Annotated in this window: 18 protein-coding genes; 6 read left to right on the forward strand and 12 right to left on the reverse strand. The window is 69.7% G+C overall.

Translation table 11 applies throughout. From position 1 onward, the window contains the following. Window positions 1-8 precede the first annotated feature (8 nt). The 7 genes from ALI22I_RS39630 to ALI22I_RS39660 form a co-directional block, all read right to left on the reverse strand. Window positions 9-914: an ROK family protein gene (locus tag ALI22I_RS39630; protein WP_077010704.1), complete on the reverse strand. Its 906-nt coding sequence runs from the start codon at window positions 912-914 to the stop codon at window positions 9-11. A gap of 14 nt (window positions 915-928) precedes the next feature. Further along, entirely contained in the window at window positions 929-1174 is a 246-nt protein-coding gene (locus ALI22I_RS39635; protein ID WP_077010705.1) for a hypothetical protein, read from the reverse strand. Window positions 1175-1264: 90 nt separating this feature from the next. Further along, window positions 1265-3445: a hypothetical protein gene (locus ALI22I_RS39640; protein WP_077010706.1), complete on the reverse strand. Its 2181-nt coding sequence runs from the start codon at window positions 3443-3445 to the stop codon at window positions 1265-1267. 64 nt (window positions 3446-3509) lie between these two features. After that, the gene (locus tag ALI22I_RS39645; protein WP_077010707.1) at window positions 3510-4289 is read right to left on the reverse strand and encodes an amino acid ABC transporter ATP-binding protein; all 780 of its coding nucleotides are present in this window, start codon (window positions 4287-4289) and stop codon (window positions 3510-3512) included. After that, window positions 4286-5110, reverse strand: a complete 825-nt coding sequence (locus ALI22I_RS39650; protein ID WP_077010708.1) for an amino acid ABC transporter permease — start codon at window positions 5108-5110, stop codon at window positions 4286-4288. Before ALI22I_RS39650 ends, ALI22I_RS39645 begins: the two co-directional genes overlap by 4 nt. A 74-nt stretch (window positions 5111-5184) precedes the next feature. Further along, entirely contained in the window at window positions 5185-6003 is an 819-nt protein-coding gene (locus ALI22I_RS39655; protein WP_077010709.1) for a transporter substrate-binding domain-containing protein, read from the reverse strand. Window positions 6004-6158: 155 nt separating this feature from the next. Then, a complete protein-coding gene (locus tag ALI22I_RS39660; protein WP_238598784.1) occupies window positions 6159-8840 on the reverse strand; it encodes an MGH1-like glycoside hydrolase domain-containing protein in 2682 nt (893 codons plus the stop codon). A 96-nt stretch (window positions 8841-8936) separates the two neighbouring features. On the opposite strand from ALI22I_RS39660, the gene ALI22I_RS51535 reads away from it, so the two are divergent. Further along, window positions 8937-9077 (forward strand): hypothetical protein, encoded by a 141-nt coding sequence (locus ALI22I_RS51535; protein WP_179118510.1) that lies wholly within the window; start codon window positions 8937-8939, stop codon window positions 9075-9077. Beyond that, window positions 9074-9550 (forward strand): hypothetical protein, encoded by a 477-nt coding sequence (locus tag ALI22I_RS39665; protein WP_202971161.1) that lies wholly within the window; start codon window positions 9074-9076, stop codon window positions 9548-9550. Before ALI22I_RS51535 ends, ALI22I_RS39665 begins: the two co-directional genes overlap by 4 nt. Here the strand turns inward: ALI22I_RS39665 and ALI22I_RS39670 are convergent. Beyond that, a complete protein-coding gene (locus tag ALI22I_RS39670; protein ID WP_077010712.1) occupies window positions 9547-10959 on the reverse strand; it encodes a M20/M25/M40 family metallo-hydrolase in 1413 nt (470 codons plus the stop codon). The genes ALI22I_RS39665 and ALI22I_RS39670 overlap by 4 nt on opposite strands. Window positions 10960-11435: 476 nt before the next feature. Between ALI22I_RS39670 and pdhA the strand changes: the two genes are divergently transcribed. From pdhA to ALI22I_RS39690, 4 genes are all read left to right on the forward strand, one after another. Further along, the gene (pdhA, locus tag ALI22I_RS39675) at window positions 11436-12629 is read left to right on the forward strand and encodes a pyruvate dehydrogenase (acetyl-transferring) E1 component subunit alpha (protein WP_077010713.1); all 1194 of its coding nucleotides are present in this window, start codon (window positions 11436-11438) and stop codon (window positions 12627-12629) included. Continuing rightward, window positions 12629-13651: an alpha-ketoacid dehydrogenase subunit beta gene (locus ALI22I_RS39680; protein ID WP_077010714.1), complete on the forward strand. Its 1023-nt coding sequence runs from the start codon at window positions 12629-12631 to the stop codon at window positions 13649-13651. Before pdhA ends, ALI22I_RS39680 begins: the two co-directional genes overlap by 1 nt. 10 nt (window positions 13652-13661) lie before the next feature. Further along, a complete protein-coding gene (locus tag ALI22I_RS39685) occupies window positions 13662-15026 on the forward strand; it encodes a dihydrolipoamide acetyltransferase family protein (protein WP_077010715.1) in 1365 nt (454 codons plus the stop codon). Between the two features lie 142 nt (window positions 15027-15168). Beyond that, window positions 15169-16074, forward strand: coding sequence for a helix-turn-helix domain-containing protein (locus ALI22I_RS39690; RefSeq protein ID WP_077010716.1), 906 nt, complete (start codon window positions 15169-15171; stop codon window positions 16072-16074). Between the two features lies 1 nt (window position 16075). Here ALI22I_RS39690 and ALI22I_RS39695 read toward each other — a convergent pair whose 3' ends face one another. From ALI22I_RS39695 to ALI22I_RS39710, 4 genes are all read right to left on the reverse strand, one after another. Further along, the gene (locus tag ALI22I_RS39695; RefSeq protein WP_077010717.1) at window positions 16076-16444 is read right to left on the reverse strand and encodes a VOC family protein; all 369 of its coding nucleotides are present in this window, start codon (window positions 16442-16444) and stop codon (window positions 16076-16078) included. 165 nt (window positions 16445-16609) lie between these two features. Further along, window positions 16610-17404: a DUF2382 domain-containing protein gene (locus ALI22I_RS39700; RefSeq protein ID WP_077010718.1), complete on the reverse strand. Its 795-nt coding sequence runs from the start codon at window positions 17402-17404 to the stop codon at window positions 16610-16612. Between the two features lie 302 nt (window positions 17405-17706). After that, a complete protein-coding gene (locus ALI22I_RS39705; RefSeq protein ID WP_077010719.1) occupies window positions 17707-18921 on the reverse strand; it encodes an acyl-CoA dehydrogenase family protein in 1215 nt (404 codons plus the stop codon). Between the two features lie 7 nt (window positions 18922-18928). Continuing rightward, entirely contained in the window at window positions 18929-19585 is a 657-nt protein-coding gene (locus ALI22I_RS39710; protein ID WP_077010720.1) for an SCP2 sterol-binding domain-containing protein, read from the reverse strand. Window positions 19586-19659: the final 74 nt, after the last annotated feature.

A 19659-nucleotide genomic window follows, 5' to 3' on the forward strand; every position in this document is an offset into this window, starting at 1 on the left:
TGCACTAGCTAGCCGAGCACCAAGCGAGCGGCGCCGACGAGTCCCGCCTGGCCACCCAGCCGGGCGGGCTCGACGCGCAATCCGTCCAAATAAGACAGTCCGCAGTGGTCGGCGACGGTCCGGCGAATCGGGTCGAACAGCAAGTCACCGGCCTGGGCCACACCGCCGCCGACCACCGCGAGATCCAGGTCCACCACCGCGGCCGTCGCCGCGATCGCCAGCCCGACCGCGCGCCCGGCCCGCTCGAACGCGGCCTTCGGGATCTCCTCGCCCGTGCCGGCCGCCGCCGCGAGGTGCGCCGCGTCCGCGTCGTCCGGCGCCTGCCAGCCCTGACGGCGGGCCCACGCCACCATCCGCGGCCCACCGGCCACCACTTCCGCGCACCCGCGCCCACCACACGTGCACGGGTCGCCGTCGTCCGGCTCGACCACCACGTGCCCGATGTGCCCGGCGTTCCCGGTGCGCCCGCCGAACGGCCGCCCACCTAGCACCAACCCGCCGCCGACACCGGTGCTCACCACCAGCCCGACCATGAACCGGCTGCCCTGACCCGCGCCGAGCCAGTGTTCGCCGAGCGCCATGCACGGCCCGTCGCCCGCCAACTCGACCCGCACTCCGGGCAGCAGCGCGGACAACCGGTCGCGCAACGGGAACCCACGCCACCCGGTGACGTTGATGGGGCTCACCGTCCCCGCGTCCACGTCGACGGGCCCGGCCGACGCGATGCCGACCGCCGCCACGCCCTCACCCTGCAACACCTGGTCCACAACGGACGCCACCGCGTCCCACGTCTCCTCCGCGGCCCCGAGCGGCGTCGCCACCCGCACCGCCCGCGCCACCACGCCATTCCGGTCCACCAGCGCACCGGCGATCTTCGTGCCGCCGACGTCCAGTGCCAGCACCAGGTCCGTCACGCGGCCACTGTAAGTCAGCCGGTGCCCGTCGTCGTGGTGCCGGTCTCGCCCCAGTACGCGGTGATGGTCGCGCGGTACTTCGTGTCCTCGTACGCGGTGGCGAGGCTGCCGCAGTTGTTGCCAGAGTCGTTGTTCTCGTCGTAGATGTTCAGCGACGGGCCGACACCGTTGAGCGGCTTGACGACGGCCCGGACCCAGCGCCGGCCATCGCTGTTGTACGCGTGCACGCACAGCGAGTCCGAAGCGTCGGCGTAGGACACGGTGCCACCCTGCGTGCTCTCGGTGAACGAGTTCGCCAGCGCGGGCTGGGCGAGCAGCAGGCTGACGGCCGCGACGCCGCCGGCGACGGGTCAGCGCTTCAGCATCCGGGTGAGGCCGGCCGCGACCGTGGTGGCCAGGATCCAGCCCATCACGATCAGCCCGGACGCGATCCACTGCGACGCACCCGGTGTCTGCCACCGGTTCTTGTTGCCGAAGTCCACGATCGGCACCACCAGGTCGATGGTGAACAGCCACGGGCTCCACGGCAGGTGGTCCTGCTCGTTGATCTCGTGCAACTCCGGGCCGGTGGCGAACCAGATGCTGCCCAGCAGCCAGGTCACCACCAGCCACGCCAACGCGCGGGCCGGGCGGTAGCCGTAGCCGACCATCGCGCGTTGCAGCCAGCTCCACAGCAGCACCAGCGGCCCGAGCCAGCGGCGGCCCTCGGCGACGGCCCGGTACCGCAGTCGCTGCTTCTCCACCGACACCGTGGCCGCGTGCTCGTCGTTGCCGCTGGCCCGCAGCATGTCGGCGAACTGGTCGTAGGGCCCCGGCCGGTAGGTGCGCCGCATCGCCTGCCGCAGCCAGCGCAGCCGCCGGTCGATCTCGGCGTCGTCACGCAGGTCGATCGGGTGCCGCAGCGAGTCGTAGCGGAACTCCTCCAGGTCGATCCGGCCGGTCGCGTTCCAGAAGTTCTCGTTGTCGTCCAACACCGTGCAGCGCACCTGCCGCAGCGTCACGTCACCGCGCGGCGGCGTGACGGGCGTGACCACCAGTTCCTGCACCTGCATGCCGAGCAGGTTCAACGCGTGCGCGTCGAGCCGGTCGCCGAGCACCGCGCCCGCGAACGTGGCCATCCGGCCGATCTGCGCCCGCCTGGCCCGCACGCCGCCGTGCGCGACGAACTCCTTGGCACCGCCCGCGCAGATCAGGTCCCGCCCGATGACCGCGCCGCCGACGTCCAGCGACGGCTTGCCCGCCGCCTGGTGCCGGTAGCGGCCGGGTTTGGTGATCCGGCTGCCGCGCAGGTCGAGGTTCGCACCGACGTGCACGCCGCGCAGCTCCAGCCCGCCGGTCACCTCGACCTCGCGGGCGGTGAAGTTGCTGCCGACGCGGGACCGGTTGCCCAGCACCGCGTCCGCACGCGGGTTGTCCAAAGTGGACCCGTCGAGGATGAGGCTGCCCTTGGCCTGGAAGTCGACCATCCGGAACTGGCCGCGCACCTGCGCCTGGCGGCCGATGATGTCGCCGCCGACCTGCGTGCCGTCCAGGTGCAGCGCGCGCCCGTACCCCGTGGGTTCGGCGGTGCTCGTCTCCAGCGCCCGCCCGAAGCCCGTCGGCTCGCTGTCGAACTCGCCCATCGCGTCGAACCCGCCGCCGGACAACGACAACGTGCCGCCGAGCGTGGCGTTGACCATCCGCACGGTCCCCGCACTGCGGAAACCCCGGTCCAGCTGCACGTCACCGTCCACGGTGATGCGGTCGAACACGAGCGTGGCGTTCGGGTCGGAGTGCGGGTCCAACACGTCGTCGTCCGCGCGACCGTCGGCAGCCGTCGTGCCGCGCAGGGTCAACGCCGAGTCGACGCGTGCGCCCGCGAGCAGCACGGTGCCGTGCAGCGTGCAGCCGTTCATCAGCAGGTTGCCGCCGACGTGCAGACCGGTGCCGTTGAACGAGTGGCCCAGCGGGTTGTCCAACAGCCCGCCGCTGAAGTTGCAGTACCCGCCGACGTGCGCGCCCGCCATCCGCAGCTCACCGGTGACCCGCACCCGTTGCGCCAGCAACCCGCCCGCCAGCTTCAACCGGTCGGCGTGGAACGCGATCGCGTCCGGCACGCGCAACGAGCTGTCCCGCAACGACAGCGACCCGGCCACGTCCGCGTCGACCAGGTCCACCACGCCCTCGACCGTGCTGCCGGCCAGCGAGACCTCGTTGGCGCTGCTCAGGTTGCGGGCCGACAGGCCGGGCAGCCAGCAGTCCGCGAACTCGATCCCGGCCAGCTTGCCCTGCCGCAGGTCCGGCGGTTCCTCGAACCGGCACCGGACGAACTCCAGCAGGTACGGGAACTCCACCGCGCGCAGGTCCAGCGTCCCGGTCAGGAACCGGTCCGCCACCCGCACCACCGGCGGCATCCCGGCCCGCCGCCTCGGTAACCGCCACGTCCCGTCCGGCTCGCCGACGCCGCGCAACACCTCGGCCGCGGCCATCCGGGCGGAGCGCGGCGGGCTGGGATCGAACACGTCCAGCCCCCGCGCACCCGCCTCACTCATGTGAGGAGACAATGGGGCCTGAGCCAACACCTGACAAGCACCTTGGCAAGCTCCGGCCGATCCATCAGGTGCTGCTCGGTCCCTGGTGCGTCGGGTCGAGCACCCGGGCCAGGAACGACTGCGTGCGCTCGTGCTGCGGCGCGCCGATGACCTGCTCGGCAGGCCCTTCCTCCACGACGTACCCGCCGTCCATGAACAGCACCCGGTCGGCCACCTCGCGGGCGAACTGCATCTCGTGCGTCACCACGAGCATCGTCATGCCCTCGTCGGCCAACTGCCGCATCACGCCCAGCACGTCGCCCACCAGCTCCGGGTCCAGCGCCGACGTAGGCTCGTCGAACAGCATCACGTCCGGGTCCATCGACAGCGCCCGCGCGATCGCCACCCGCTGCTGCTGACCGCCGGAGAGCTGGCCGGGCATGGCGTTCACCTTGTCCGACAACCCGACCCGCGCCAGGTTCCGCAACGCGACTTCCTGCGCCTGCTTCGCGTCCCGCTTGAGCACCTTGCGCTGCGCCACCATGAGGTTGTTCAGCACGTTCAGGTGGGAGAACAGGTTGAACGACTGGAACACCATGCCGATGCGGGTGCGCGCGGCGTCGATGTCCACGTCCGGGTCGGTCAGCTCGACCCCGTTGACGACGATCTTGCCGCCGGTCGGCTCCTCCAGCAGGTTCACGCAGCGCAGCAGCGTGGACTTGCCCGAGCCGGACGGCCCGATGATGCACACCACGTCACCGCGGTTGACCCGGACGTCGATGCCCTTGAGCACGTCCAGGGTCCCGAACGACTTCTTCAGCCCGGTGATCTCCACCGCGAGGCCGCTGTCGACGTCGACGCTCATGCCGACACCCCCAACCCGGTCGATTCCGGCGTGCTGATCTTCTTGCCGCCCGTGCGCCGCTCCAAGTACCGCGACAGGTGGCCCAGCGGCAGCGTGATGATCAGGTAGCACAGGCCGACCACCAGGATCGGGGTCAGCGACGGCGACCGGCTCAGCGTCTCGCGGCCGAACTTGGTCAGCTCGTACTGGTCGCGGGCCAGGCCGATGATGTAGATCAGCGACGAGTCCTTGGTGAGCAGGATCAGCTCGTTGGTCAACGGCGGCAGGATGATCCGGAACGCCTGCGGGATCACCACCGTCAGCAGCGTGCGGCCGTGCGACATGCCCAGCGACCGGGCCGCCTCGATCTGGCCCTTGGGCACCGCCTGGATGCCCGCGCGGATCGTCTCGGCCATGTACGCGGCGCCGACGATGCCCAGCGCCAGCATCACGGTGGAGTAGATGTCGAACTGGAGCCCGAACGCCAGCGGCACGCCGAAGCTCAGCGCGATGAACACCAGCAGCGCCGGCACACCGCGGAAGAACTCGATGTAGATCGTGGCCAGCCACCGGTACGGCGCGACCGGCGACAGCTTCATCAGCGCCAGGATCAGGCCGAGGGCCAGGCCGAACGCGAAACCGAGCGCGGTGTAGATCAGGGTGTTCGTCAACGCCACCGTGATGACGTTGGGGAACATCTCCGCGGCGATGTCGAGGTTGAAGAAGCTGCGCTGGATCTCGTTCCAGTCGGCGACGAACGCCAGGACGACGGCGACCACGACCAGCAGCGCGTACTGGCTCATGCGGAACGCCTTGGCCCGCTGTCGCTTCGAGAGTGCCATGTGGATTACCTCGCGGGTGGGGGGACAAGGCGCGGGGCCGGTGCTTGGCAGCACCGGCCCCGCGGGTCAGCCGCTTACTTCGATTCCGGCTTCTTGCCGAACCACTTCTCGTAGATCTTGTCGTACTCGCCGCTGTCCTTGGCCTTCTTCAGGACCTCGTCGACCTTGGCCTTGAGGGCGGTGTTGCCCTTCTTCATGCCGATGCCGTACTTCTCCTGCGTGTCGAACTCCGCGACCACGGCGGTGTCGGGGAATTCCTTGACGTAGTCGAGCAGCACGCCGTTGTCGTTGATGGCCGCGTCCACCGAGCCGGTGCGCACGGCGGTCTCCATCAGCGGCAGGTCCTCGAACTGGACGACCGTGTAGCCGTACTTCGAGGCGTTCTCGTTGGCGTAGATCTCGCCGGTGGTCTCCAGCTGGACGCCGATCTTCTTGCCCCGGAGGTCTTCCAGGGACTTGACCGGCGAGTCCTTCTTCACCAGCAACGCCTGCGAGGCGTCGAAGTAGGGCTCGGAGAAGTCGATGACCTCGGCACGGTCCGGCTTGATGGTCATGCCGGCGGCCGCGAGGTCGCACTTGCCGGTGTTGAAGACCTCACCGGAAGTGATGGTCTCGAACGGCGTGTCGAAGATTTCCTGCTCGACGTTGAGGTCCTTGGCCACCAGGTCGACCAGGTCGACGTCGAAGCCGACGGTCTTGTCACCCTCGGAGAACTGGAAGGGCTTGTAGGACAGGTGGGTGCAGGTGACCAGCTTGCCGCTCTTGACCAGGGTGATGCCGGTCCCGCTGTCCTGGGTGCCGGTGTTGACCTTGGTCGCGCACGCCGTCATCGTGGCCGCGAGGGCGAGCACGGGAAACAGGGCGAGCGCAGCGTGCCTGGTACGACGGGCCACGGGTCACTCCTCGTAACTGTGTCGGTCGAGTGTTCGGCATACTGCCACTTGGGTGACGTGGTGCACAGCACGTGAGTGTTACAGATCTTCGGTGTGCATGAATCTTGCGTCACATGGCGCGTACGGCAGCAAATTATTCAGCCGTTTGGTCTTGATCACACAATTGATTCACCCAGAGCGCCCGTTTGGCGACGATCTGTCAACAGGCTCGCGACCAGCGCCGTCCACCCGGTTTGGTGAGTCGCGCCCAGCCCTTCGCCGGTGTCGCCGTCGAAGTATTCGCTGAAGGTGACGTGCTCTCGCCACAAGGGTGAATCGGTCGACTCGATCCGCTTGCCGTCCGCGGGCCGGCGCCCGTCGTGATCCGGCAGGAACAGCGACACCAGCCGTCTGACCAGCTCGTCGGCCGCCTGACCGGCCGTCACGTTCCGCGTGCTGCGAGTGGGAAGTTCCACGTGGAACTTCCCACCGTGGAACTCCTCGACCGTCCGCAGGGCCTCCACGAGCAGCGCGTTGGTCGGGAACCACACCGGGCCGCGCCAGTTCGAGTTGCCGCCGAACATCGGCGTGCGCGACTCGCCCGGCTCGTAGCCCATCCGGTGCTCCTGGTCCGCGACCTGCACCTCCAGGCCCTCGCGGTGCGCCGCGGACAGGCTGCGGATGCCGTGCGGCGACAGGAACTCGCCCTCGTCCAGCATCCGGCTCAGCACCCGCCGCAGCTTGCGCTCGTCCAGCAGGCTGAGCAGGGCCCCGCCGCCGCGGCGGCTCAGGAACTGCTGCAACTCCGGCCGCCGGGACAGCAGGTGCTCCAGTCGCCGGGTGAAGCCGGGCAGCTCCTCGAACACCCACGGCTCCAGCGCCGCGCAGGCCAGCACCGGGATCAGGCCCACCATCGACCGCACCCGCACCGGCTGCGACTCCACGTGACCGTCCGGCAACCGGCGCGACACCACGTCGTAGCAGAAGCCGTCCGTCTCGTCCCAGATGCCGCGTCCACCGGAACCGAACTGGGTGGACGCCTCGGCGATGCTCAGGAAGTGCTCCACGAACTTCGTGGCCACGTCCTCGTACGACTCGTCGTGCCGCGCCAGTTCCAGCGCGATCTGCATCAGGTGCAGGCTGTAGGCCGCCATCCACGACGTCGCGTCGGACTGCTCCAGCCGCCACTGGCCCAGCATCGGCTCCGACCGGTTCACCGGGCCGATGTTGTCCATGCCGAGGAAGCCGCCCTCGAACAGGTAGCTGCCGTCGGCGTCCTTGCGGTTCACCCACCAGGAGAAGTTCAGCAGCAGCTTGTGGAAGATCTTGGCCAGGAACTTCCGGTCCTTGGTCTCCTCGGACCGGTAGACCTGCAGCGCCGCCCACGCGTGCACCGGCGGGTTGACGTCACCGAACTCCCACTCGTAGGCCGGGAGCTGGCCGTTGGGGTGCATCAGCCACTCGCGGCACAGCAGGAGCAGCTGTTCCTTGGCGAACGCCGGGTCCACCTTGGCGAACGGCACGGTGTGGAACGCGAGGTCCCACGCGGCGAACCACGGGTACTCCCACTCGTCCGGCATGGAGATCACGTCGGCCACGTCGAAGTGCCGCCAGTGCGCGTTGCGGGCGTGCATGTTCTTGCGCGACGTCGGCGCGGCGGGCTGCGCCGGATCGCCGTCCAGCCACTCCCGGGTGCGGAAGCGGTAGTGCTGCTTGGTCCACATCAGGCCGGCGAGCGCGCGCCGCACGACGGCGGCGCGCTTCGGGTCCAGATCGGTCTGGTGGAACTCGTCGGCCTCGGCTTTCCGCTGGTCGACGGTGTCGGAGAAGCTCGGTCCGAACGCGTCCAGGTGCCCGTCGCCCTCCACCATGCGCAGCCGGACGGTGACCGACTCGCCCGGCTCGACCGGGTCGAACGAGTACCAGGCGGCGACCTTGGTGCCCGGCTCGCTGATGTCGTCCGGACCGATGACCTGGCACGCCTTCGCGTCCTTGCCGATGACGTACCGGTCGATGCCGTCCTTGGTGTACTTCGTCGGGTTGCGCGCGGTGCCGAACAGCTCGACCTCGTTGGTCTCGTTGTCGGTGACCAGCAGCGTCGGGGTGCCCTCGACGTGCAGCGTGTAGCGGCCCAGCGCGCCGTGCTCGGCGACGACCCGGCGCCAGCCGTCCTTCGTGCAGGCCTTGAGCGTCGGCCGGCGGTCGTCCCGACCCCACGCCCACGTGTTGCGGAACCAGAACTGGGGGAGCAGGTGCAGCGGCGCCGGGTCCGGGCCGTGGTTGGTGGCGGTCAGCTCGACGCAGATGTCCTTCGGGCCCGCCTTGGCGTAGCTGACCCGGACGTCGAAGAACCGGTTCTCGTCCAGCGCACCGGTGTCGGACAGCTCGGGCTCGCGCTCGGCCCGGCCGGCGCGCTTGGCCATCTCGCGCAGTTCGGCGTAGGGGAACTCACACTGCGGGTAGCGGTAGACGACCTGCATCCACGAATGGGTCGGCGTGCCGTCGGTCACCCACCAGTGCTCTTTGACGTCCTCCCCGTGGTTGCCCTCGTTGTTGGTGAGCCCGAAGTAGCGCTCCTTGAGGATCGGGTCGCGGCCGTTCCAGAGCGCGACCCCGAGGTTGAGGAAACCGTGCACGTCGCAGATGCCCGCGATGCCGTCCTCGCCCCAGCGGTAGGCACGGGACCGGGCGTGGTCGAACGGGAAGGACGTCCACGCGTCCCCACCCGCCGAGTAGTCCTCCCGAACCGTTCCCCACTGCCGTCCGGCCAGGTAGGGGCCCCAGAGACGCCACGGTGCGGTAGGCGAGTCCGACTCCCCCAGACGCATCCGCTCGGCTTGCCGGCTTTGCTCGTTCACTCGGCCAGTGTGCGGCATCGATCCAGTAAACCGGTTACTGGCCGGTTAGGTCACAGCCCTGCCCGGTGTTTACAAACCCGATCATGATCACTCTCCGTGGACGTTTTGACGCCGCGGCGTCAGGGTCCTGTCACCCGCGCGAGGGTGCTGGAGCACGTGCCGACCGAGGCGCTGGAGCGCCCTCGGGTACGGCAGTCCGGCCTGCTGACCGATATCGACCGAAGATGGGGCACGTGACCGAAGAAGACTGGAAGGCCGATCGCGTCGGCGCGGCCCTGCGTGGCGAGAACCCGACGGTGTTGCGGAGGCTCAGTGCCGGCTTCGCGTGCATCGGGGACGTGCAGTTCCTGCCCGGCTACTGCGTCCTGCTCACCGACTCGCCCGACGTCCAGCGCCTCACCGACCTGCCCCGCGACCGCCGGCTGCACTTCCTCGCCGATATGGAACTGCTGGCCGAGGCGGTGGAACGGGTGTGCGCACGGCGTGATCCGCAGTTCCGTCGGGTCAACCTGGAGATCCTCGGCAACACCGACCCGTACCTGCACGCCCACGTCCGGGCCCGCTACCACTGGGAACCCGAACCGGTCGTGCGCCACCCCGTCTACCTCTACCCACCGGAGCGGTGGTCGGATCCGACCACCGCCCTCGGGCCGCAGCACGACGACCTGCGCGCCGAGCTCACCGCGGAACTCGACCGGCTCAGCGACTAACGGCGGGCGTGCGCGTCCAGCACCACGGCCACGGCCTCGGTGATCCGGGTCGCGTGCGCCAGGTGCAGCCACTCGTCGGGCACGTGGCAGTTGGAGTCCGGCCCGACCGCGCCCGTGACCAGGAACTGCGCCTCCGGGTACGCCTCGTGCAGCAACCCCATGAACGGGATCGAGCCGCCCAACGACACCGTCCGCCACGGCGCGTCGAACACGTCCTTGCCGATCCGGTCCAACGTCTCGCGCAGCCACGGCGCCAACTCCGGCGCGTTCCACCCGTCCGCGAACTCGATCCGCGACAACTCCACCGACGCCCCGTAAGGCACATCCGAGGTCAACGCCCGGCGCACCGCCTCCATCGCGGCCGACGAATCGGCCGTCGGCGGCAGCCGGAAGCTCAGCACCAGCGTGGTGAACGGCCGCAGCACGTTGCCCGCGTCGTCCGGCGACGGCAGCCCGTCCGCCCCGGTGACCGACAGCGTCGGCCGCCACCCGGCGTTCAGCGCCAGTTCGACCTCATCGGTGCCCATCGGCTGCGTCCCCGCCGCCCACGGCACGCTCCCGACCAGCACACCGGGCGTGCTGGCGACCGCCTCACGCACCTCCAGAACCCGGTTCTCCGGGATGTCGACGTGCATCTCCCGCACCAGCACCTCGCCGGTCGCGGCGTCCTCCAGCCGGTCCAGCAGCTGCCGGGCGATCCGGAACGACGACGGCACGATCCCGCTCGCCATCCCCGAGTGCAGCCCGCTCTCCAGCACCCGCACGGTCATCGTGGCCTGCGCCAACCCGCGCAGCGACGTGGTCAGCCACATCCGCTCGTAGTCGTTGCCGCCCGAGTCCAGGCACACGACCAGCGACACCTCACCCAGCCGCGGCCGCAGGTGGTCCAGGTACGCGGGCAGGTCCGGGCTCCCGGACTCCTCACCGGTCTCCAGCAGCACGACGCACCGCGAGTGCGTGCCGCCCGCCTGCCGGACGCCCTCGATCGCGGCGATCGCGGCGTAACCGGAGTAGCCGTCGTCGGCCGCGCCGCGCCCGTACAGCCGCCCGTCGCGCACGACCGGCGTCCACGGCCCGAGCCCGTCGCCCCAGCCACCCACCGGCGGCTGCTTGTCCAGGTGCCCGTACATCAGCACGGTGTCCGACGTCGGAGCCGTGCCCGGCACGTCGACCAGCAGCAACGGCGTCCGGTCGGGCAGTTGGACGACCTCGGTGGTGGCGCCGGGCAGGTCGCGGGCGGCGAGCCAGGCGCGCACGTGGTCCACGGCGGCGGCCAAGTGGCCGTGCGAGGCCCACGCGGGGTCGAAGACGGGGGAGATCGCGGGTACCGCGACCAAGGCGGACAGGCTCGGGAGGATGTCGTCGTCCCAGAGGCCGCGAACGGTACGGGTCAGCGCTGAACGGTCCACCCCTCGATCCTGTCACGGCCGGGTTTCCCACCGGCCTCGCCGAGCGGGCCGTTCGACCGGGGTCGGGCAGGTTTCGCGTGGTGGAAATGGGCAGTCCGGCCGATGGTCGGTAGTCCATCCAAGCACCGGGTGCCGACGTGGGTGTTCCGCCCCGACCCGACGTGTCCGAACCCCTACGTACTGTGTTAACGATCGGTAACCGGGACATCGGCGTCCGTTTACCGAACGCTCTACTCGGACTGCCGAAGATTGGCCGTCCAACGGTTACCGCACGTCAGAACGTTGCGTGAAGTGTTACGAAGTGGGATGGGGCTCACCATGTCGAGTGAGGCCATGTCAGGATGTGGATGAGGAACACCGTCAGCGCCGACGGTTGCCCAACCCCCGACACCCAGGGGGCGACGGCGACTGGCGGTGCAGCCGCGCAGCGTCGCCACAAGCGACCGGGCGGCCTCGTAGACGAGGAGACAAGGCGCATGTCGTCCCCCGAAAAATGGACGCACCCCGGACCGGATGCGACGCCGGCCACTGCTGCCAAACCGACGGCGGAACAGGTGATGGCAGGTTTGCGAGCGACAGACGAGGGCGGCGTCGACCTGGTGCAGCTGCTCACCCCCGAGGGTGAGCGCGTCCAGCACCCGGATTTCGACATCGACATCACGGCCGAGGAGCTGCGCGGGCTGTACCGCGACATGGTCTTGGTCCGCCGCGTCGACCGCGAGGCCAACGCCCTGCAGCGCAAGGGCCAGCTCGGCATCTGGGTGCCGCTGCTCGGCCAGGAGGCCGCGCAGATCGGCGCCGGCCGGGCCATGCGCCCCGAGGACATGGCGTTCCCCAGCTACCGCGAGCACGGCATCGCGTGGACGCGCGGCGTCAAGCCCACCGAGCTGCTCGGCATCTTCCGGGGCACCGACAACGGCACCTGGGACCCGGTCGCGACCCGGTTCCACCCGTACACGATCGTCATCGGCAACCAGGTGCTCAACGCCGCCGGCTACGCCATGGGCCAGAAGTTCGACGGCAAGGTGGGCGACGCCGACGGCGAGGCCACCATCTGCTTCTTCGGTGACGGCGCGACCAGCCAGGGCGACGTGCACGAGGGCTTCGTGTGGGCCGCGGTCTACGACGCGCCGCTGGTGTTCTTCTGCCAGAACAACCAGTGGGCCATCTCCGAGCCCACCGAGCGCCAGTCCCGCCTCCCGCTCTACCAGCGGGCGCGCGGCTACGGCTTCCCCGGCATCCGGGTCGACGGCAACGACGTGCTGGCCACCCTCGCGGTCACCCGCTGGGCGCTGGAGGAGTGCCGGCAGGGCAACGGCCCGATCCTGATCGAGGCGTTCACCTACCGGATGGACGCGCACACCACCTCCGACGACCCGTCCCGCTACCGGCTGTCCGACGAACTGGAGCTGTGGAAGCTCAAGGACCCGATCGAGCGGGTCAAGGTGCACCTGGTCAAGCAGCAGTGGGCCGACCAGGCGTTCTTCGACTCGGTCGAGGCCGATGCCGAGCAGATCGCGATCGAACTGCGGGACTACTGCGTCAACCTGCCCGACCCACCGGCCGGGCGGATCTTCAGCGAGGTCTACGCCGAGGCCAACCCGGTTCTCGACGCGCAGCGCGACGAATTCCTGGCCTACCACGCCGGGTTCGCGGGAGGCGAGCACTGATGGCTGCCCCGACCATGGACCGCCCCACGTCCGCCGCACCCGCCCCGGTGCAGACGCTGACCATCGCCAAGGCGTTGAACAACGGCCTGCGCGCGTCGATGGAGGCCAACCGCAAGGTCCTCGTGATGGGTGAGGACGTCGGCAAGCTCGGCGGCGTCTTCCGGATCACCGACGGCCTGCAGAAGGACTTCGGCGAGCAGCGCGTGCTGGACACCCCGCTGTCCGAGTCCGGCATCATCGGCACCGCCGTCGGCCTCGCGATCCGCGGCTACCGGCCGGTGTGCGAGATCCAGTTCGACGGGTTCATCTTCCCCGGCTTCGACCAGATCGTCAGCCAGGTCGCCAAGCTGCACTACCGCACCCAGGGCCGGCTCAAGCTGCCCATGGTGATCCGGGTGCCGTTCGGCGGCGGCATCGGCGCGGTCGAGCACCACTCCGAGTCGCCCGAGTCGTACTTCGCGCACACCGCCGGCCTGCGGGTCGTCACGTGCTCGAACCCGGCCGACGCGTACTGGATGATCCAGCAGGCGATCGACTGCGACGACCCGGTGCTGTTCTTCGAGCCCAAGCGCCGCTACTACGAGAAGGGCGAGGTCGACACGACCGCCGCGCCCGGACCGCTGTTCCGGTCGCGCACCCTGCGCACCGGGCGTGACGTCACCGTCGTGACGTACGGCCCGATGGTGCGCACGTCCCTGGACGCCGCCGCGGCGGCCGAGGAGGAGGGGCGTTCGCTGGAGGTCATCGACCTGCGCACGTTGTCGCCGCTCGACCTCGCGCCGGTGTACGAGTCGGTGCGGCGCACCGGACGGCTCGTCGTGGTGACCGAGGCGCCCGGCGAGTCCTCCATCTCCAGCGAGATCGCGGCCAAGGTGCAGCAGGAGTGCTTCTACTCCCTGCAGGCGCCGGTGCTGCGGGTGACCGGTTTCGACACCCCGTACCCGCCGTCGAAGTTGGAGGAGGAGTTCCTCCCCGACCTCGACCGGGTGCTGCACGCCGTCGACCGCTCGCTGGCCTGGTAAGGGGATAGCTGTGCCGCAGTTCAAGCAGTTCTCCATGCCGGACACGGCAGAGGGGCTGACCGAGGCCGAGATCCTCACCTGGCACGTCAAGCCCGGTGACGCGGTGAAGGTCAACCAGATCATCCTGGAGATCGAGACCGCCAAGGCGGCCGTCGAGCTGCCGTGCCCGTGGGACGGCGTGGTGACCGAGCTGTTGGCCGAGGTCGGCCAGACGGTCGAGGTCGGCGTCCCGATCATCACCATCGACGTGGACCCGTCCGGCGCCGCCCCCGCTGCCCCTGCCCCCGCTGCCGCCGCCGCTCCCGCTCCCGCCGAGTCGAACGGCAAGATCGGCGAGGAGATGCCGGGCGGTCGGATCGCCACCCTGGTCGGCTACGGCCCGCGTTCGGGTGCGGCCAAGCGCCGTCCCCGCAAGGACGCCCCGGCCCCCGTAGCCGCAGCTCCCGCCCCGGTCGCCGCCCCTGTCCCCGCTCCGGTGGTGCCGGAACCGGTCGTCACGCCGGGTGGTTACGTCCCGCTGGCCAAGCCACCCGTGCGCAAGCTGGCCAAGGAACTGGGCGTCGACCTGTACGCGCTGTCCGGCTCGGGTCCGGGCGGCGTGATAACGCGGGAGGACGTCGAACAGGCCGTCGCACCCGCCGCTCCCACCCCCCCGGCGTCCGTTGTGGACAGTGGGGCCAGGGAACGCCGCGTCCCGATCAAGGGCGTCCGCAAGGCGACCGCGCAGGCAATGGTGGACAGCGCGTTCACCGCGCCGCACGTCACGGAGTTCCTGACCGTGGACGTGACGCCGATGATGGAGCTGCGGGCGCGCCTGAAGAACAAGCCCGAGTTCCGCGACGTCAAGCTCACGCCGTTGGCGTTCGCCGCCAAGGCGGTCGTCCTGGCCGCCCGCCGCACCCCCGACGTCAACGCGACGTGGGACGCGGAGGCGCAGGAGATCGTCTACAAGGACTACGTCCACCTGGGCATCGCCGCCGCGACCCCACGCGGCCTGGTGGTCCCCAAGGTCCGAGACGCCGACCGCATGTCCCTCAGGGAACTGGCCGTCGCCCTGGACAACCTCGCCACAACCGCCCGTGACGGCAAGACCACGCCCGCCGACATGATGGGCGGCACGTTCACCATCACCAACGTCGGAGTCTTCGGCGTCGACACCGGCACCCCGATCATCAACCCCGGCGAGTCGGCGATCCTGGCCTTCGGCGCCATCCGCGACATGCCGTGGGTGGTCGACGGCCAGGTCGTGCCGCGCAAGGTCTGCCAACTGGCCCTCAGCTTCGACCACCGCGTGGTCGACGGCCAACAGGGCTCGCAGTTCCTCGCCGACGTAGGCGCCCTCCTCGCCGACCCCGGCGTGGCGATCACCTACTAGTTCCACCTGTGCCGCGTCGAACGCCGGGAGCCCTCAACGGCTCCCGGCGTTCCTCTTTCCCGCACTGCCGCCCGCCCGCCATCGCCGGATCATGCGTTAATCGGGTTGAAGTTCCAGTGACTGGAGAGTCCAGGGTGGTCCCGTGACGCACTACTCGATCGGCGAACTGGCGCGGATGACCGGGCTGTCCACGCGGACGATCCGGTTCTACTCCGATTCCGGCGTGATCCCCGTGGCGGGGCGCACGGCGGGCGGGTTCCGCACCTACGACGTCGACGGGTTGGCGCGGCTCAAGCTCGTGCGGACCCTGCGTGACCTGGGCGTGGACCTGCCCACGGCGCAGCGGGTGTTGGCGCGGGAGGTGTCCGTGGCCGACGTGGCCCGGACGCACGCGGAAGCCATCGACGCGCAGATGCGCACGCTCCGGTTGCGCCGGGCCGTGCTGCGGGTCGTGGCGCGGAACGGGGAGGTGGAGATGGTGCACGAATTGGCGCGGCTGTCGGAGGAAGAACGGCAGGCGATCCTGGACGACTTCTTCGACGAGGTGTTCGGCGGTCTGGAGTTGGATCCCGGCTTCGAGCAGATGATGCGGTCGGTCCGGGTGGAATTGCCGGACGACCCGTCGACGGAGCAGTTGGAGGCGTGGATCGAGCTGGCGAACATGGTGCGCGACCCTGACTTCCGGACGTCGATCCGGCGGATGTCGGAGCGGCACCACGAGTTGCGGGCCGAGGGCGCCGACCTGTCCGGTGTTTCGCAGGAGCTGATGGAGGCGTTCCAGTACGCGATCGCCCAGGCCCGCGAGGCGTTGGACGCCGGTGTGGACCCGCGTTCCCCCGAGGCCGAGGCGATCGTCGCCCGCGTCAACGAGAGGTGGTCGGCGGCCGCGGACCTGCCGGTCGGCCCCGAACTGGCCAAGCGGCTGGAGGAGTTCGGTGACCCGAGGGCGGAGCGCTACTGGGCGTTGATCGCGACGATCAACGGCTGGGAGAACCCCGTCCCCGACACCACGGCGGCCCGACGCTGGCTGACCGACGCGGCCCGCTGACTCACTCCCACACCAGGCAGAACGGGTGCCCGACGGGATCGGCGAAAACCCACCACACCTCGTGGGAGTCGTCCAACAACGTCCCGCCCAACCGGAGGACCTCGGCCTTGGCCACGCCGAGGTCCTCCACCCCGACGTCCAAGTGGAACTGCTGCGGCTTCCGCGGATCGGGCCACTCAGGCGCCACGTACTCGGCCGCCCGCTGGAAGCCGAGCACGATCGAGTCGGTGTGCAGCGTCGACCACTCGTCGTTCAACGTCCAGCGGCGATCCGGCCGGTCGACCTCACCACCGAAAATCCCCTGGTAGAACTCGGCCAACACCTTGGGCTCCGGACAATCAAGGACAACGCACTGCAACACCCCGATCATGCGCGCGAGCCTAGGGGATGGCGCACCGCTCGATCGCCTCGCGGAATGGTCGAACCGGCTGTCACGGCCCGGCTGGTGACCCGCCACACGGCCGTAGCCCCGGGCTCGTGCGCCTCGGGGCTTCGACCACCGGTCACGCGGGGCGTGCCGGCGTCCGGCAGGTGGTCAGCGCCGGGTGGACCTGCCGCCGTCGTCGGCGTCATCGGCGTCGATCCGCTCCTTGCGGACCTCGCCGGAGACGGTCTCGGTGTCGGTGACCTGCTCCTTCGCCAGCCGCACCCGTTCCACCGGAACCGCCTCGGTGTCCACCACCGGGCGCTCCTCGTGCAGGGTGACCTCGTGCTCCTCCTCGGAGATCTCGGGGCCCGACATCGCCCGTCCTCGGTTGGCCTCGGTGATCGGCTCACGTTCGAGGTGGACCTCTTCACGGGTGACGGGGACGGACACCTGCTCCGTGTCGGTGACCACGTACTTGCGCAGCCGGGCACGTCCTGCTTCCCGCTTCTCGGTGCCCACTCGCAGGCGCTCCTCCGAGCGGGTCATCGCGTCATCCGTGGTCGGCCCTGACGTGTCGCGCCCGACCGGCTCGCGGCCCACCGCCTCATGCCGGCTGCCGACCTCCCGCGTCTGCCCGCCACCGGTGAGGCCGTAGTGCGAGTAGAGGCGGGACTCCTGGTCGTGGTCGATGTGCCCGCTGTCCGGGCTGATGTTCGGGGCGTCCTTGACCTGGGCCTTGGCGAACGGCGTTTCCAAGTCGCCGTCGCTGCGGGCGTGCATCCCCTGGACGGGCACGAACGTCTCGTTCATGCCGAACAGCCCGGTGCGCACGGTGACCCAACTGGCCTGGCCGTCGTCCTCGTCCGTCCAGAGCTGACCGACCTTGCCGATCTTCTCGCCGTCGGTGTCGTAGACGGTGCGGCCGACCCAGTTGGCCATGGCCTCGGTGATTCCACTGGTCATCGTTCTGCTCTCCTGCCCCGCAACCGGTAGCGGCCGGGCGACGGGAGCCGACTTCGTCGTGTCTGGCGTCCCCCGGTGTCACCGGAACAGCGGCCGCTACCGCCCTCCCCACCGGGGATGCGAGCACTGACAACGCGCTCACATTGGGGGCGGTTACCCCCTTCGGCCTAGCCGACACATCCATTCGGGCGCCAATTCGGCTGCGGAGAGCAAGAAAGCCGGAAAGCAGTGGGCGGAGTCTTCCGCGTCCTGAAGACCCCGCCCACTTCCCAGACGGCCTGACGACGGCCTGGGAGATCAGCTCACTTGATGTACATGCCGGAGATGGCCCTGGCCACGACCAATCGCTGGATCTCGGACGTCCCCTCGAAGATGGTGAAGATCTTCGCGTCACGGTGCATGCGCTCCACCGGGTGCTCGCGGGTGTACCCGGCCCCGCCGAGGATGTGGATTGCGCGTTCTGTTGCCCACACCGACACCTCGCCGGCCTTGAGCTTGGACATCGAGCCCTCGCCCGCGGTGAACGGGACGTTGTTGCGGCCCATCCACGCCGCACGCCAGACCAAGAGGCGGGCGGCGTCGATTTCCATCTTCATGTTGGCCAGGTCGAAGGCGATGGACTGGTTCTCGATGATCTTCCGGCCGAACGCCTCGCGGTCCTTCGCGTACCCCAGCGAGTACTCGTAAGCCGCACGCGCGACACCGACGGCCATCGCGCCAACGGTCGGGCGGGTCGTCTCGAACGTCGCCATGGCCGCCTGCCCGCCGGCCTTCTGCCCCTCACGGGCCCGCGCCAGCCGTGCGTCCAACCGCTCCTTGCCGCCCAACAAGCACCGACCCGGCACGCGCACGTCGTCGAGGAACACGTCCGCTGTGTGCGAAGCCCGCATCCCGTGCTTCTTGATCTTCCCCGGTGACGACAACCCAGGCGTGCCGGGCGGGATGACGAAACCGGCCTGGCCCCGTGCGCCCAGAGCCGAATCGACTACCGCCGTCACGACGTGGACGTTCGCGATCCCGCCGTTCGTCGCCCACGCCTTCTGCCCGTTGAGCACCCACTCGTCCGACGCCTCGTCGTACACCGCCCGCGTCCGGTACCCGGCCACGTCCGACCCGGCCTGCGGCTCGGACGCGCAGAACGCGGCCAGCTTCGGCTCGTCCTCCGTCCCGAAGCACTCCGGCACCCACTCGGCCAACTGCTCCGGAGAGCCGGACGCGAAGATCCCCGCCGCCGCCAACCCGGTCCCCATCAGGGCCAACGCGATCCCCGCGTCACCCCAGAACAGCTCCTCGGTGGCGATCGGCAACGACAGCCCGATCGGGTCGGCGAACCAGGTGGCCAGCGACTCGAACCCGTACAGGCCGATCTTCGCCGCCTCCTGGATCACCGGCCACGGGGTCTCCTCCCGCTCGTCCCACTCGGACGCCGCGGGCCGGATCACGTCCTTCGCGAAGCCGTGCACCCACTCGCGCAGGTCAAGCTGGTCCTCGTTGAGCTCCAGCGAAAAACCGCCCATGGTCCCCTCACGCCTTCGGAATGTTGAACAGGCTCATGAACCCCGCCGCGAAGCCGAGGTCCCCCTTGACCTTCAGCTTGCCGGTCATGAACAGCACCGGCGCCGACGCGTTGCCGGTCGCGAGCTTCAGGAACTCCACTGGTCCCAACGTCACAGTGGCCCTGGAGTCACGGGTCTCGCCCTTGTTGATCGTGCACGCCGCGTCTTCGATGATCACCTCGTACACGTCGTCGGAGTCCGGCGTGCCCGAGGAGTCGTGGGTCAGCCGGAAGTGCACGACGGCGCGCGTGGCGCCCGCGCGTTCGCTGCGGAAGTGCACCTCCATGCGCCGGAACACCTCGTCGAGCACGCGTTCGCGCAGACCGGGCCGGGACGTCACGGACTCGATCTGGTCCTTGGACGCGCGCGAGATGATCCGCGCGAAGTTCTGCGGGTCCATCTTCGCCAGGTCGAGGTCGGCTCCGCCGTCGGCCAGCCTGCCGAGCGCGCTCAGCAGGTCGGCGAACTCGTCCCGGCCCAGCTGCTTCGGGTCGATGCCGCGCGCGATGACGTCGATGTCGATGTCCCTGAGCGCGGGGGCGCCCGGATCGACCTGCTGGAGCGTTGAGATCAGCTCTTGCGGGCTGAGCTTCGCGATCGCCTCGGTGGTGAGGTCGATAGTCATGTGGATGGCACCTCCGCTACCTACTCCGTGGTAAGACTACTGGTGAGTAGGTAAGGCGGCAAGGGGGCTCAGAG

It is taken from the genome of Saccharothrix sp. ALI-22-I (genome assembly GCF_001984175.1).
Lineage (GTDB): Bacteria > Actinomycetota > Actinomycetes > Mycobacteriales > Pseudonocardiaceae > Actinosynnema.